Origin of the sequence: Pseudomonas orientalis (assembly GCF_022807995.1) — a bacterium.
Taxonomy (GTDB): domain Bacteria; phylum Pseudomonadota; class Gammaproteobacteria; order Pseudomonadales; family Pseudomonadaceae; genus Aquipseudomonas; species Aquipseudomonas orientalis_B.
Genome location: NZ_CP094351.1, coordinates 5715240 through 5731688 on the forward strand (window position 1 = coordinate 5715240; position 16449 = coordinate 5731688).

A 16449-nucleotide genomic window follows, 5' to 3' on the forward strand; every position below is an offset into this window, starting at 1 on the left:
TCGTTCAGGAGATTCTCGATGCAATCAGCTAATAACGTGATGGTGCTCTATACCGGCGGCACCATTGGCATGCAGGCCAGCGCCAATGGCCTGGCGCCTGCGTCTGGTTTTGAAGTGCGCATGCGTGAACAGTTCGCCGACGCAGGCCTGCCCGCGTGGCGCTTCCAGGAAATGTCGCCACTGATCGACAGCGCCAACATGAACCCTGCCTACTGGCAACGCCTGCGCAGCGCCGTGGTTGAGGCGGTAGATGCCGGCTGCGACGCCGTGCTGATCCTGCACGGCACCGATACCCTGGCCTACAGCGCGGCGGCCATGAGCTTCCAACTGCTGGGCCTGCCGGTGCCGGTGGTGTTCACCGGCTCGATGCTGCCAGCCGGTGTGCCCGACAGCGATGCCTGGGAAAACGTCAGCGGTGCGTTGACGGCCTTGGGCGAAGGGTTGAAGCCGGGTGTGCACCTGTACTTCCACGGTGCGCTGATGGCGCCGACCCGCTGCGCGAAGATTCGCAGCTTTGGGCGCAACCCGTTCGCAGCCTTGCAACGCCAGGACGACTTCGCCCGTGCCCAAACCCTGCCGGCGGCGCTGGATTACCGTCAGCCCAAAGCCTTGGCGAACGTCGGCGTATTGCCGCTGATACCCGGTTTCGACGCTGCACAGCTGGACGCAATCATCGGCAGCGGCATTCAGGGCTTGGTGCTGGAGTGCTTCGGCAGCGGCACCGGGCCGAGCGATAACCCGCAATTCCTCGCCAGCTTGCAGCGTGCGCAGGATCAAGGTGTGGTGGTGGTCGCCATCACTCAGTGCCATGAAGGCGGTGTAGAGCTGGACGTCTACGAAGCCGGCAGCCGCTTGCGCGACGCCGGCGTATTGTCAGGCGGCGGGATGACCCGCGAAGCCGCGTTCGGCAAGTTGCACGCCTTGCTCGGTGCCGGCCTTGCCGTGGAGCAAGTGCGATGCCTGGTAGAGTTGGACCTGCATACCCAGCCAGCGTGAGCGCCCAAGACAGCCCTACATAAGCACTGCAATTCCCTGCTTGCCGATACCTAACATGGAAAACCCGAGCCTGCGCTCGGCTTTTTCCATAGATCGGCAAGACAGGGATGCCCGCATGACGACCTCCAGCTCCACACCCTCGCAGCAAACGCCTCCAGACACTGAAACACGCAAACTGGCCACCCAACTGTCCGTCGGACCTTCGTTCCGGGAAGCCGCTGGCGAACTGCTGCGCCAGTCTTTACTGGAGAAATACCCCGACCTGGACATCGACCCGGCCATGACACTGATGGGCACTTCCACCTGGGAGCTCATCGATGACCAGATCGTGCCAGGGCCAACACATTATGAAACCCTGAGCAGCATCCTGGCCCGGCAGGCCATCCTCAAAGTGCCGACGCTGTGCGTCGAGGGCAATCACTTCCTGACCCTGAAGCCTGTAACCGATCCCCCGCTTCATTTGCCCGTGCGTATTGTCGAAGTCGCCAACCTGATCAACACCCTGGCGCTGGTGGTCTACCGGGCCTTTCAGGAACAGTTGGTAACGTTCTGGAACCAAAGCAACGGCAACGGTCCTCGCTGGCAAACACTCACCCAGAGCCTGCGCAGAGCCTGGAATGTGCAACACGTCGATGCCTGGACCGACGAAGACTGCACGATGGCCCGCACGCTGTTCCATGCCCCCACCCGCTCGAACGGGCCACTGAAACCGTGGCCAAGCTCATCAAGCGACAGCCACCGACCATTGCCCATGTCGACTGGCTTATTAACCACCGTGAAATCGCCATCAAAAAGACCATCACCCGACAACCGCTCAAGGGCGCCACTTGGAGCTATCAGGATGAGTACGCCGTCATCGATCTGTCTACCGGCAAAACCCTCTGGTATGCGCATTTCCAATACTCGAGCGCCCACGCTTCACTCAATAGGTTTCTCTACGCACGGCTCAAAACCCCAGCAGAACAACAGCTCAAAGAGGTGGCTGACACAGTCACCGGCTTGAACGCAGAGGAACAGCTCGACTACTACCGCAGTTCCATCAACCTCACCCAAGCCCAGCGCTTGTTTTTCCCGCCAGAGGTCTATTGACGGCGCGCTCGCGCAACGGCACATAACTTGCTCCAGCCTGACAAACCCAGGCTGGAATCCCTCATGCTGCATTCACACCTGACCACCCTCAACGCTGTGTCCCTGGTGCTGCGTACCTTCGAAGCCGAAGGCTTGCCCCATGAAGCATTGCTGGCCGGCAGCGGCATCTGTGCGGCGGATTTGAGCCGCGCCGACACACGTATCGCCACCCATCAGGAGATGCGAGTGTGTGCCAATGCCGTGGCCCATCAGCGCGATATCGGCCTGATCGTTGGCCGGCGGATGCATGTTTCTGCGTACGGCCTATTGGGCTATGCCCTGCTCACCAGTGCCACTTTCGGTGACGCTTTGCGCCTGGCCCTGCGGTATCCGGCGCTGTTGGGAACACTCTTCGAACTGAGCCTGGAAGAGGACGGCGAGCGTATCTGGTTCACGGCCGACGATTACCGCGAAAACCCGGCACTGACCGCCTTCAATGTCGAGCTGTGTCTGGGATCGCTGAAGGTCATCTGCGACGACCTGCTTGGCCATCCACTGCCGTTGCTGGGCGCTCGGTTCGAGCACGATGCGCCGGATTATCAGGCGCGCTACAACGAGTGCTTCGACTGCCCGCTACAGTTCCAGGCGACTGTTAATGCGTTCGCGTTTGATAAACGCTGGCTCGCCCAACCTTTGCCCCTGGCCGACGCGGTCACCCACCAGGCCATGGTCGAACGTTGCCGCAAACAGAACACCGAATTCACCGGGCGCGAGGCCTGGCTGGGGCGGATCCGCCAACTGCTGGCTGCGCAATTGCACGCCGCACCTGGGCTCGACGGCCTGGCCCAACAGATGAACTGTTCTGCGCGCACCCTGCGCCGGCACCTGCACAACCTGGGATGTAGCTATCAGGAACTGCTTGATGAGTTGCGCTTTGAACGCGCCAAACAGTTGTTGGCTGACGACCTGTGGCCGATCCACCGGATTGCCGAGACGCTGGGGTTCAGCGAAACGGCGAGCTTCAGGCATGCGTTCGTGCGCTGGAGCGGCGTAACACCGAGCCAATTTCGTGCATGACGCGCTAATGAGGGGCGAATTGCGGACACACACTTTGGCCATATTTATCTCCTTTTGGCCGCTCCTGTCGTTCTCATAATGCGCGTGCGCCGCAAGACTGCACTCACGAATACAGCCTGCGGAGAACAACAACATGCTGACGATCTACTCGGACGATCATCATTTGCACCATGGCCGCTGTGAACTGATGGACGGGCAACTGATGCCCTGCTTCGAAATGCCCTCGCGCGCCGACCACGTGCTGCAACGGGTCAAGGACCGCGAACTGGGCCCGGTGCAGGCCCCGCAGGATTTCGGCCTGGCGCCGCTGCAACGTATCCATAGCCGCGACTACCTCGACTTCTTCAAGGGCGCGTGGTCACGCTGGACCGAACACGGCCAGGACGGCGACCTGTTGCCCTACACCTGGCCGGCGCGTACGTTGCGCCGCGTACTGCCCACCAGCCTGCACGGCCAGTTGGGCTATTACAGTTTCGACGGTGGCGCGCCAATCACCGCCGGCACTTGGCAAGCGGCCTACAGCGCAGCGCAAGTGGCCCTTACGGCGCAGGCCGCCATCGCGCAAGGCGCCCACAGTGCCTTCGCCCTGTGCCGCCCACCGGGGCATCACGCTGCCAGCGATTTGATGGGCGGTTATTGCTACCTCAACAACGCGGCCATCGCGGCCCAGGCGTTCCTTGATCAGGGCTGCAAAAAGGTCGCTATCCTAGACGTGGACTACCACCACGGCAACGGCACGCAGTCGATTTTCTATGCGCGCAGCGACGTGCTGTTCACCTCGATCCACGGCCATCCAGAGGCGGAGTTTCCGTTCTTCCTCGGCTATGCCGATGAGCATGGCGAGGGCGAAGGTGTGGGTTTCAACTTCAACTATCCGTTGCCGGCCGGCTCCGGCTGGCAGGCCTGGAGCGCCGCGCTGGAACAGGCTTGCGCCGAGATCGAGCGCTACGCTGCCGACATCATCGTGGTGTCCCTGGGCGTGGACACGTTCAAGGACGACCCTATTTCGCAGTTCAAGCTCGACAGCCCGGACTACCTGGCCATGGGCGCACGCATTGCGCGCCTGGGCAAACCCACGCTGTTCGTGATGGAAGGCGGCTACGCGGTGGAAGAAATCGGCATCAACGCCGTCAACGTGCTGGAAGGTTTCGAGGAAGCAGCCCAATGAACATGCTCAAGTCGCTCGCCCTGTGCGCCGTGGTAGTCAGCGGCGCCGCCCAGGCCGAAGAAAAGACCCTGAAGGTCTACAACTGGTTCGACTACATCACGCCCAAGGCGCTGGAAGACTTCAAAGCCCAGCACCCGTCGATCAAGCTGGTGTACGACATCTTCGACACCAACGAGGCCCTGGAAGCCAAACTGCTCACCGGCAACTCCGGCTATGACGTGGTGGTGCCCTCCAACGTGTTCCTGGCCAAGCAGATCGAGGCCGGCGTGTTCCAGCCTCTGGATCGCAGCCAACTGCCCAACTGGAACCACCTCGATCCCAAGCTGATGAAGCTGATCGAGGCCAACGATCCCGGCAATCAATACGCCGTACCCTACATGTACGGCACCATCCTGATCGGCTTCAACCCCGCCAAGGTCAAGGCGGCCCTGGGCGACAACGCGCCCGTGGACAGCTGGGACCTGATCTTCAAGGAAGAGAACCTCAGCAAGCTCAAGCAATGCGGCGTCGCCCTGCTGGACTCGCCCTCGGAAATCCTGCCCCTGGCCTTGCAGCACCTGGGCCTGGACCCCAACAGCAGCAACCCCAAGGACTACGACAAGGCCGAAGCGCTGTTGATGAAAATCCGCCCTTACGTCACTTACTTTCACTCCTCCAAGTACATGGCCGACATTGCCAACGGCGATATCTGCGTGGCGGTGGGCTACTCCGGCAGTTTTTCCCAGGCCGCCAACCGCGCCAAGGAGGCCAAAAATGGCGTGACCGTAGACATGCGCCTGCCCAAGGAAGGCGCGCCGATCTGGTTCGACATGCTTGCCATCCCCAAGGGCGCGAGCAACCCGGGCGACGCCTACACCTTCATCAACTACCTGCTGCAACCCAACGTCATCGCGCCGATCAGCGACTTTGTCGGTTACCCCAACCCCAACAAGGACGCCAGCGGGTTGGTCGACCCGGCCATTCGCAACAACCCCAACCTGTACCCGACCGACGCGGCCATGGCCACGCTCTACACCCTCAAGCCCCTGGACAGCAAAGCCGAACGCGCCAGGACGCGGGCCTGGACCAAGATCAAATCCGGCCGGTAACGCCCTGTAGATTTCACGGCAGGCCTACGTAAGCACCGCCTCCCTGGCTGACCGAGCCCTAGCATGGAAATGCCAAGCCCGAACCTCGGGCTTTTTCCATCTACCGGCCAGACAGGGAAGCCACGCCATGACCTCACCCGCGTCAAACAGTACCCACACGAACGCCAAGCGCCTGGATGAACGCGCCGCGCTGTTCACTCAACTCTACGTCGGCCCCTCATTCAGGGAGACCGCATCCCACCTGCTGCGCCAGTCGCTGCGCGAGCAATACCCAGCGCTGGAAATCGACCCCGACATCGCCATGGTCGGTACACCCACCTGGCAATTGATCGGCGATGAGATCGTCGCCGGCGCCACCCAGTATCAGGCGCTCAGTGACATCCTCGCCATACAGGCGGTCTTGGCGGAGCCGGTCCTGTACATCGAGGGCGAGCACTTTCTGACCCTGCAACCTATCGTCGAGCCGGCGGTGCACCTGCCTGTACGCATGTGTGAACTGGCCAAGAGCCTCAACCTGTTGGCGCCGGTCATGCTGCGGGCCTTTGAGCAACAACTGGTCGACTACTGGAACCAGACCAACGGCAACGGCCCCCATTGGCATGAACTGTCGAGTGCATTGCGGGCAGTCTGGAACGTCGAGACCTTGGATGACTGGAGCGCCATCGAGTGCGCCATGGCGCGCACCCTGTTTGCCCACCCCGATAAGGCTGATCGCAAGGGCAAAGACCCTTACCAGCTCAAGGCGTACCTGATCGATATCGACCGAATCGACGCAGAGCAAGTGACTCACCAGAACGAAGTGGTGATCGCCGTACTGCTCGGCGAGCATGAAGGGAAAACCTCGATTCTCATGCACTCGTTGCTCAAGGGGTACGAACGCTTCCCCTCACTGGAGCAGTTGGGCAAGTCGTTGCCTGCGCACCTGCCGGCGTCTGTCTCGAAACAGGAAATCCAATGGCGCCTGTACGAACCTGAGGGCGATTTTTTTGACCAGCAGGCCTGCGCAATGGTGTCTGTGCTGGTGGAAGCCGTGGGCGACATCGATTTTTCAGACCTGCGCCACACCCATACCGCTGACGTCGCCGTTGGCACGCCGCCCGCCGTGGTCCCCTTTGCCACGGTCAAAGGCCCGGGCCTGGCGTGGTATCAGCAGCAGTTGCCACAATGGTTGAAGAATGCCTCGAGCGCCGATCAGAACTTCTACGCCCGCCACCTCAAGGACCTCGCTGCACTGCATAACCAGAACGCTGGCCGTTCCTACCTGGACGACATTCCCTCCATCCAAGCCTACGCATTGAAGATGACCAAGGCGCAAATGCTCAAGGATCACCCTGACAGCGCCCATGTGGCCTTGGAAAAAATCCACTTGGAGGTCAAGAGCCCGGTCATCTGGGGCACCTTCGTTGTGCCAGGTCAGTTCGATACCCGCACCTTCAGCGTGGCTGAACTGGCCCTGCAAAATCTGATTGCGCTACCCACCGGCAACCGCGCCCTCAAGACGCGAAATGGCTTCAACCTGCCTGATTGGCTCGACGCAGACTATTTTGTATCACTGGTCACCGCTGCCGATATCGGTAGCACCTACCCTGCGTTGATCAAAGAAAAACTGCAGGACGATCCTCAGGAATCACCGCGCCGCCAAACCCTCTACAGCCAGCACCTGCGTATCCAACTGCCGATGCAGGCGCTGCAAGCCAAGATCAACGGGCAAGAGGGTATCGACGAACGTGGCTACCGTTACGTGGCCGCCGTGTTGCAGGACGAGGCCAGTGACCGCCGGGTGGACGGGCAAACCATTGTGCTCAGGCCATTGGCTTTCCGGCCCCTGCGGCGCACGAATACGTCCCTGGACAGCGTCGCCAACATGTACGTAATCGGCCCCGATGACCCGGCGGCCGGCCCATGTTTGCTGTATCGCCCGCTGTTCACGCCCTCGCTGATGCAGTTCCCTTCGCCGGCCAACCTGCTCTATGCGATTTCCAAGTCGAGCAGCCTGCGTGAGTCGGTGCTGGCCTGGCTGCCGGACGCAGTGCGCAACGACTACGCCAACTATGTATTTCCCGGCGCACTGCCGTCGCCGTGGCAGGTGGCCGATTACCTGGTGGAGCCCGATAAGCTGTGGACCATGAGCGGTCCAATGGCGCTGGGCGAACAAGTGCTCAGTGGCGACCGCCTGGCAACGCTGTTCGAAGCCAACGCCGATGCCCTGGTCGAACTGGCTGATCGGCAATCGGTTTCCAATGCCGAAAGCCGCTGGGCGACCTTCAAGCACGCCGGTTGGCTGATATTCAATCTGGTGCTGCCCTTTGTCGGCCGTGGCGTGGGTACGGCGGCGTGGATCTGGCAGGTGGTCGACCAGTTGCAAGCGTTTGTCGAGGCGCAGGAACAGGGTGATAAACAGACTGAGTGGTCAGCGCTCACCGATGTCCTGCTCAACCTGGGCATGGCGATCACCTTGCATGTCGCCAGCCGCAACCACCGTCCCGGCTACCCAGGTAAATCCAGGCCCACACTGCCGGAGGCGACAACCGCCAAAGAGGTCACGGTCAAGCAACGGCAAAGCCCGGCACAGGCGCTGCCGTCCAAGGACTCACCTCACTTGCACATCAGCGGTGCCATCAAGCGCGCCCCCGGCGAACTCGGCACGCTGCTCGACACCTTCAAAGTCAGTAAACCCGAAGGCCTGGGCAGCGCTGAGACCGCAGAAGGCCAGTACCAGCACCTTTACCACCAGACTCAGAAGTACTACGCACCTGTGGGGGAACGTTGGTTCGAAGTCAGCGCCGATGAAGATCAAACGGTGGTCATCCTCGACCCCAAAACCCCTGGTCGCACAGGCCCGGCCTTGATTCACAATGCCCGAGGCCAATGGTTCATCGACACCCGGCTGCGCCTGCGCGGCGGCGGCCCCAAACGCCAGCAGGAGAGGTCAAAGTCCGAAGCGGATAGCAAGGCAGCGCAGGCCCAACGACGCCTGTCGCAATTTGAGCACGACAAAACCGCGGCGCAATTGCAAGTGCAACAGGCGCGGGAGGCGATGGACGATCCCCAGGCCAGTACATCAGCCGAAACCCGTCGTGAAACCTACCTGCAAAAGCTTGAAGCCCAGAGAAATAACTACGAAACCGCGCTGCAACAGCTCAAGGTCTTGAATGTGTTCGCCCCGATCGCGAGCTATCAGGAGCAAGCCGTGCGCTACGTGGGCGCCCAGTTGGACCTGACCGAAACCGCCATACGTGAAGCTCAGGTCGCGTTCACGCCCAGGCTCAAGAGCGTGCTGGACCAGATCGAGCACCAGATCAGCCACCCCCAGGACCGTCACATAGACGATGCCCGCGCCATGACCGAAATGAGCCAGGACATGATCGAGCGCCTCAATTACATCGAATCACGCTTCGCTCAACTCAAAGCCTTGGGCGAAACCGGCTTCAAGGTCATTCGTGAGCACCGCAAAAGCTTGCCGATCTACACCGCCCGCGACCTCAGGGCCTTGCAGGTGACGATGGCACGCAACCTGTGCGTGGACGACAGCAGCACCGCCACTGCGCCGGATGCGTGGAATGCCATCGACCGAATTATCGACAACGCCGACCTGTCCATCCAGACCTTGCATGAAGCCCTGCTTGAACGCAGCGAGTCGCGCCTGGATGAGCGTATCGAGACCCTCGGCAGCCTGGTGGAACAGTTCAATATCCTCGATGAACGCCTGCAGGATTTCCCCCAGGAATTTACCGATGTCGCGCTCACCACTCCCCTTGCGCGCCTGCGTGAAAAGATCCGCAATTTCTATAACGAAACGGTTGGCCACCTGGCGCTTTTGCACAATGATCGCGAAACCCTCAGAGGCCGGCCAACACCGCCGCCTACGCCGCCAAAAGCCAGGAAAAAGGTGATTAATACGCGCTACAACGGTGTTCTGATTGGTGAACCACGCCTGTCAGCCACAGGCGATGACACCGGGCTGGTGGATATTCGATCACCGCTCAACCAGCAACTCATGGCGACTTTCCATGAAAAACCCGCCGGCGTCTGGGTGCAGCACGTGAGCCCTGTCGAAACGCCGCCAGCGACCACCGTCGACATCGCGACCCGCGTCAACCAGGCCCAGGACCTGCTGGATGGGCTGGAGGCCTTCAAGCAACACGCCGCCGAACAAGCCGCCAAACCCGAACGCAGTGCCATCGGCATCGAGTTGCTGTATCACCAGCATGCCCAGAAGCTGGAACAGGCCGGCGTCGACATTGAGCAGGCGCTCACCGCCGGCAACGCCACTGAGAGCAGCCAGAACTCGGCAGCCTTGGTCGACAAACAGCTCAGCGATGCGGTGCGCGAGCTCTACAGCGAGGCGCGACGCCAAAAAGCGCTGTCGATCAAAAAGCACCCACCCACCGTGCAGGGGCTGGAATGGCTGATGCAACACGACGAGGTCGTCATCAAGAAAACCGTGAAGCGGCGTCGACTCAAAAGCCCTGAGAACGATTATCTGGACGAGTACAGCATCAGCAACCGCAGCGACCATAGCGTGCTGTGGTATGCGCACTTTCACTATTCGACCGACTGGGTGCGGGCCAAGTCGTTCCTGCGGGCGCGCCTCAAAACCCCGCAAGAGCAGGCCAGGGGCGCGCAAGCCGACACCCTCAACGGCCTGAGCGAGAAGCAGAAAACTGCGGTCTATCTCAGCGAAATCAACCTGGAGCAGGCGCGGCGGCTGTTTTTCAATGTGAAGTAAATCACCCACCCGTGGTGAGGAAGCTTGCCCCCTCGCCACGATCACAGCGCGTATTACCGCGCGCCTCGACGTATCTACCGCCCTGCCCACACCGGCGCTCGCTACCTTGCCATTCCTGAAGCCCCTCCGGGCCATCGAACGCACAGGAGCTGCCCATGCCCAATGACATCGCGAACAACCATCGCCCACCAACGAGCTACGAACTGCTCACTCAATTAACCACAGGCCCCACTACCCGGGAAGTCGCCGCCACCACACTGCGTTCGGCACTCAAAGAGCTGTACCCCACGCTGGATATCGACCCCGACCTGGCCGTAGTGGTCAGCCCTCAATGGGAGGTGGTCGGCAACACCGTCGAACGTGCGCCGGCCCTCGTCGAATCGCTCACCTCGGTGCTGGCCCATCAAGCGATGTCCAACGACAGGGTGACTTACATCGACGGCCTGCACTTTCTCACGCAGCAACCGTACGCTGCCGCGCCTGTACACCTGGCGGTGAAAATCGATGCCATCGCACGGCTGATCAACGACTTGTCCGGCCTGCTGTTCAGCGCCTTCCAAGAGCAGGAGCTGGACTTCTGGAACGCGTCAAACGGCGCCACTGGCCCGCGCTGGCAGGCCTTCTCCAACGCCCTGAGGAAAGTCTGGAACATCACCGAAGAACAAGGCCTGAGTGAACACGAATGCGCCATGGCCCGCACGGTTTTCCAGGAGCCTGACCGAGCGCGGCGTTCGCTGAAGGACCCTTACAAAAGCCACGCCTACCTGGTGGATGTAGACATTCTCAGAAACGGCGAGTCCAACCACGTCAGTTTCCTGGACATGACCGTATTGGTGGGCGAGCACGAGAATCGCCAGATGGTCCTCACTTACTCCCTGGTAAGCGGGTATGAGACGTTCGCGTCATTGGCCGAATTCGGCGCCTCGCTGCCTGCCCGGCTGAGTGCGCCAGAGCAGGACACGACCTTGCAATGGCGCTTGTATGAGCCCGATGGCAACTTCTTCGATGCGTTGGCCTGTACCTTGATCTCCTTGCAGATCCAGGTCATCGGCAGTTTCGGCGGGCCCGATGTGCAGGAACAGCCTCGCATGCCCTCCGTCGCCCGCATCGTGCCCAGCCTCGAAGAGATGAGCGATCATCAACTGTCGACGATCCGCGACATTCATCTACAGCTTCCCGACTGGCTGGCCTCGGCATCAGACTCCGATACCGCCGCCTACAGCCGCTACTTGATCGACCTGGCCCACCTGCACACCCATAACCACGGCGAGACCTTCCAGGACGGCATTCCCACCATTCGTGACTATGCCAGGAGCCAGTTGCAAAGCCACATCCGCGCCCCTGAGCCGAACGCCAGTCTTAACCTGGACAAGATCGAAATCGTGATCGAGAGCCCGGTTCTGTGGGGCACTTTTATCATCCCGGGTGCCGTGGACATCACCCGTCGCAGCCTGATCGACCTGGCCCTGGAAAACCTTACCGGCCTGCCCACGGGCAACACAACGGTGCACTACAACGGCAAGGACAATGGCGTGCCGGCCTGGATGACCTACCGCTACCTGAAAGACGTGATCGAAGACATCGATATTGGCCAGTACTACCCAGCCCTGGTCAAACAGAAACTTCTTGATGACCCGTTGCAATCCAGCCACCGACAGCAGCTCTACACCCGCCACCTGCAGGTGCAATTGCCGTTGCTGGCGCTGCAAATGAAAATCCGCAAGCAGGGCGACATTGATGAACTGGGTTACCGCTACGTCGCTGCCGTGATGCACGCCGATGAACATGCGCGCCAGGTAGAGGGCAAGCCCATCGTCATTCGCAAGCTGGCCTTTGTGCCCACCTTGCGCCCGGGTCATGAGCAAGATGTTGTGGCCAACATGTTCGTGATCGGCCCCAGACAGTCCGGCACCGGCCCCTGCGTGCTGTATCGGCCCCTGCTGGAGCCGGTCCTGATGCAGTTTGCATCGCGGCAAAACCTGCTGTACGCCATCAAGCATGAACGCTCCCTGCGCGAATCGGTATTGGCTTGGCTGCCTGAAGCGCAACGGTTCAACTATGCCCAGTACGTGTTCCCCGATACGGTGCCCTCGCCCTGGACCGTGGTGCGCGCGCTGGTCGAACCGCTGACCGTGCTGTACATGAGCGGCCCCATAACGCTGAGCGATGAAGAAGTCGGCAATGACACCCTGGCGACGCTGTTCAAGGCCAACGCCAATGCCCTGATCGAATTGGCGACACGCCAGTCGGTATCCAACGTGCAAAAGCGCTGGGCGACCTTCCGGCATGCCGGTTGGCAGATATTCAACGTCGCGCTGCCCTTCATGGGACGCACCCTGGGCATCGCCGCCTGGATCTGGCAAATCATGGATGACTTGCAGGCGGCCGAAGAGGCCGTGGACAAGGGCGACCAGCCCGCTACCTGGACCGCCTTGGTGGATGTATTTCTCAACCTGGGTATGGCCCTGACGCTGCACATCGCCCTGCGCCATCCTCGACCACGGGAGCAACTGGAGGCTCCAAGCCTGAAGACCGACGCAGAACCAACGTCCCTGGGCACGGCAGATAAGCCCTCAATTGCCGAGAAGACATACACCAGCGTGCAGCAAATCAATATTCCCGACGGCCAACTTCCCGCCAGGCATCAAGGCGCCGTGCACACCCAGGGAGCCCTGAGTCATAGCCCCCTGGGCCTGGCCAAGGCACTGGACAGTTTCAACCTCGCCAAACCCACCGCACTTGGCGAGCAAAACAAAACCCCCGGTCGCCACCTCAATCTCTATCCGCTGGCAGACAAGTGGTATGCACCAGTGGGCAGGCGTTGGTTCGAGGTGATGGTGGATGACAACGACAGTGTCATCGTCATCGACCCGAATGACCCCTCGCGTACCGGCCCACCGCTGATAGGCAACCTGGCGGGCCAATGGTTTGTCGATGTTCGTTTACGCCTGCGCGGTGGAGGTCTTCGCAACCAACGGCGAGCGGTGAAGGTCGATCAGCCTGCGCGCATCCTGCAACTCAAGACCCAGCTCAATGCCTTTGACGCCATCGCCGCCAGTAAACAACTGGACGTACTTGAATCCAAACCCGCGCTGGACGCAACGCCCGGCCCGTCTACCGACCAGCAGCGCACGGAGTTCGTCGGTAAAGTCGATAGCCGACTGGCGGAGTACGACGAGGTGATCAGCCACCTGAAGTCCTTGAGTATCATCGACGCCGTGCCCACCTATCAGAGCAATATGACGGGTTACCTGAAACAACAGGTGCAACTGACGCAGATTGCCCTGGAACAACAACTGGTGAGCTACAAGGAGGCCTTGCAGTCGTCGTCTACTGTCCTGGAAGCCGAGGTAGACATTGACTATAAAAATCAAACGCAAAGCGCACAGGCCCTGTCCACCTTGAACCTGAAGATCATCAAGCGCCTGGAGTTTATTAATGACCGCTTCAGCGATCTCAAAGAGTTGGGCGATGAAGGCGCGAAGGTCATTCGAAAAACCATCGCGGAGTTACCGCAGTTCACCCTCATCGAACTCAAATCGCTGGAGATCGGCTTGAGCCGCTACTTGTGTATCGATGAGTCGCAACGCCAGATCCCCGCCACGCTGCGTGAGCAGATGGGGCAGATCGTCGATACCGCCGAACTCACCGTCGAAAGTTTCAGCGAAATTGTCGAACGGGGCAACGGCGCGTCATTGGATGAACGTATCGACGTGCTGAACAGCCTGGTTGAGCAATTCTCCAGCGCCGATCAACGCCTGCTGGACCTGCATGCCGAGTACCCGCAGCACTTGCTCAAACCTCGCCTAGAGAGCTTTCGCCAGCATATCGGCGAGTTCAGCGAGCGGGCCATCCGCGACCTGGCCTACCTGCTGCGCGAGAAAAAAGCCCGGGAGCCCAAGCCTGGCAGCTCAAAGGCAGAACCACCGCCACGGCGCAAGGTGATCAAGACACGCCATCACGGCTTGGTGATGGGTGAACCCCGTGAAACCGACAGCTCGTTGGTGGACGTCAAGGCTGCCCTGACGGGCAAGGTCATCGCAACGTTCCACGAAAAGGCGCCGGGCGTTTGGGTTGAACGCGAGAAAACCCCGGCGCACTCACCCACACCGGCCACCGTGGACCTGGACATCAGTATCAACGCCGGGCAAACCCTGCTGGATGGCGAACAGGCTGAAATCCGCAAATACCAGGGTTTCGCCAAAAAGCCCTGGCATGCACCGCAGGATATCAAGGACATGTTCGATGCCTATGCAAAGGGGCTGGAAGACGCATCAACCACCATCGAAGAAGCCCTGACCCGACGCAACCTGACAGAAAGCGATCATGCTTCCGCTGCCTCGACCAACCGTAACCTCCATGACGCGGCACAACGCTTCTATCGGCTGGGCAGGAAAACCTACATCGAGATGATCAAGCAACAAGCACCCACCGCCGAGCGCGTGGACTGGCTGCACAGCCAAGGGCTGATCAGCATCGTCAAAGTGGTCACCCGCCGTGCGCTCAAGGGGCCCAGAAAGGACTATCTGGACGAATACGAAATTCGCGACAAAGAGAGCGGTACGGTGCTCTGGTACGCACACTTTCACTATGATACGAAAAATGCCGCGCTGGAGGATTTCACTGCGGACCACCTCAAGACCCGCGAACAACAACGCCTTGGCGGCTCGCGCCAACGCATCGGGCCAAGCGACTGGGACACCATTGAGGTTCACCGCCGCAGGATCGGCAATCAACTGGCCAAGTCGCTGTTCTTCAATAGCTGAACGGCTTTACGGCAACCACGCCTGGCGCAAACGTACCAGCGCCTGTGCGATATCGCCCTCGGGCACTGCGGCAAACCCCATCACCAAGCCTGCGCGCTGGTCCGGAGGTGGGCTGGGGCCGGTCAGCCAATAGCTGCTCAGGCCGTTGATTTCCACGCCTGCCGCGTTGGCTTGAGTGAGTAGCGCCTGCTCACGGGCCAGGCTATCCACGCGCACCGTCATATGCAGCCCGGCTGCAACGCTGGGCAAGGCGCCGACGCCGGGCACCCCGTCGGGCCAACCGGCCAATAAGGCATTGCGTCGGCTCAATGCAGCGCGGCGCATGCGGCGAATGTGGCGCTGGAAATGCCCCGCTGCCATGAACTCGGCCATCACCACCTGGGTACTGACTTCGGAGTGACGCACGTCCACCGCGCGGCGCCGGGTGAAGGCTTGCACCAGGCCCGGGGGCAAGACCAGGTAACCCAGGCGCAACGCCGGGAACGCCACCTTGCCGAAGGTGCCGACGTACAGCACGCGGCCATTGCGGTCCAGCGCGGCCAACGGTGACAGCGGCGCACCGCTGTAGCGGTACTCGCCGTCGTAATCGTCTTCCACGATCCAACCGCCCGAACGTTCGGCCCAGGCCAGCAATTCCAGGCGCCGTGCCAGGCTCATCACCACGCCCAGGGGGTACTGATGGGAAGGCGTGACATACGCCACGCGGCAGTCATTGAGGGTACTGAGCACCTGGCAATCCATGCCCTCGCCGTCGACCGGCACGCCATGCAGTCGCCCGCCGGCCAAAGCGAATGCATGGCCCGCCGCGCGATAGCCGGGGTTTTCCACCGCCACGCCGTCCCCAGGCTCCACCAGCAACTGTGCACAAAGGCTGATGGCCTGCTGTGCGCCACTGGTGATCACAATTTGTTCAGCCGTGCATTGCATGCCGCGCGAGCTGCGCAGGTACGCGGCGATCAAACCGCGCAGTCGGCCATCACCGGCCGGGTCGCCATAGCACAGCTGTTCCAGGTCGGGTTTACGCCAGAACGCCCCATTCAGCTTGGCCCATACCTCAAATGGGAACAGGTCAAAGGCCGGTACACCCACGCGAAACGCCCGCGGCGGCCCCAAGGGGGGCTGAGGCAGGTGGTGGTCTTTTACCCGCGCCAAGCCTGCGCTGTGGATAACTTCATCATCCAAATCTTCAGGTAAATTCGCCCATTTTGTGGATAACCTTGGGGATAAGCCTGTTGAAAACCCTGTGGATACTTTTGTGGATAGTTTTTTGGCCATCGTCAATTGGGCAACGTAGGTGCCATCACCTACCCGACTCTCGATAAACCCTTCCGCATACAACTGATCGTAGGCGCGCACCACGCTGTTGCGGGAAATCGACAAGGCCGTCGCCAGATCTCGGGTTGCGGGCAGCCGCGTGCCACTGACCAGTCGCCCATCCAGCACTCGCTGGCGCAAGGCCTCATAGAGTTGGCGCGTCAGGCCCTGGCGGCGGTCCAGCTCGATACCGGCTGGGTTGAAAGACAACGGCGGCGAAGAAATAGGCGGCATATTGGACCT

The 16449-nt window shown here is 60.8% G+C and carries 8 protein-coding genes; 7 read left to right on the forward strand and 1 reads right to left on the reverse strand.

Annotation, left to right across the window (positions count from 1 at the left end):
* The first annotated feature begins 18 nt into the window (after positions 1 to 18).
* The 7 genes from MRY17_RS25735 (at position 19) to MRY17_RS25765 (ending at position 14892) form a co-directional block, all read left to right on the forward strand.
* Complete coding sequence (locus tag MRY17_RS25735) at positions 19 to 996, forward strand: asparaginase (RefSeq protein WP_191952483.1); 978 nt, start codon at positions 19 to 21, stop codon at positions 994 to 996.
* Positions 997 to 1111: 115 nt separating this feature from the next.
* Positions 1112 to 1999: a hypothetical protein gene (locus MRY17_RS25740; RefSeq protein ID WP_191956262.1), complete on the forward strand. Its 888-nt coding sequence runs from the start codon at positions 1112 to 1114 to the stop codon at positions 1997 to 1999.
* Between the two features lie 149 nt (positions 2000 to 2148).
* Positions 2149 to 3141 (forward strand): AraC family transcriptional regulator, encoded by a 993-nt coding sequence (locus MRY17_RS25745; protein ID WP_243353052.1) that lies wholly within the window; start codon positions 2149 to 2151, stop codon positions 3139 to 3141.
* Positions 3142 to 3274: 133 nt separating this feature from the next.
* Positions 3275 to 4309, forward strand: a complete 1035-nt coding sequence (locus MRY17_RS25750; RefSeq protein WP_181285729.1) for a histone deacetylase family protein — start codon at positions 3275 to 3277, stop codon at positions 4307 to 4309.
* Entirely contained in the window at positions 4306 to 5397 is a 1092-nt protein-coding gene (locus MRY17_RS25755) for a polyamine ABC transporter substrate-binding protein (protein ID WP_181285730.1), read from the forward strand. The genes MRY17_RS25750 and MRY17_RS25755 overlap by 4 nt, the downstream gene beginning before the upstream one ends.
* A gap of 127 nt (positions 5398 to 5524) precedes the next feature.
* Positions 5525 to 10126 (forward strand): hypothetical protein, encoded by a 4602-nt coding sequence (locus MRY17_RS25760; RefSeq protein WP_243353053.1) that lies wholly within the window; start codon positions 5525 to 5527, stop codon positions 10124 to 10126.
* A 155-nt stretch (positions 10127 to 10281) separates the two neighbouring features.
* Positions 10282 to 14892 (forward strand): dermonecrotic toxin domain-containing protein, encoded by a 4611-nt coding sequence (locus tag MRY17_RS25765; RefSeq protein ID WP_243353054.1) that lies wholly within the window; start codon positions 10282 to 10284, stop codon positions 14890 to 14892.
* Between the two features lie 6 nt (positions 14893 to 14898).
* On the opposite strand, the gene MRY17_RS25770 is transcribed toward MRY17_RS25765, so the two are convergent.
* The gene (locus tag MRY17_RS25770; RefSeq protein ID WP_243353055.1) at positions 14899 to 16440 is read right to left on the reverse strand and encodes a PLP-dependent aminotransferase family protein; all 1542 of its coding nucleotides are present in this window, start codon (positions 16438 to 16440) and stop codon (positions 14899 to 14901) included.
* Between the last annotated feature and the right edge of the window lie 9 nt (positions 16441 to 16449).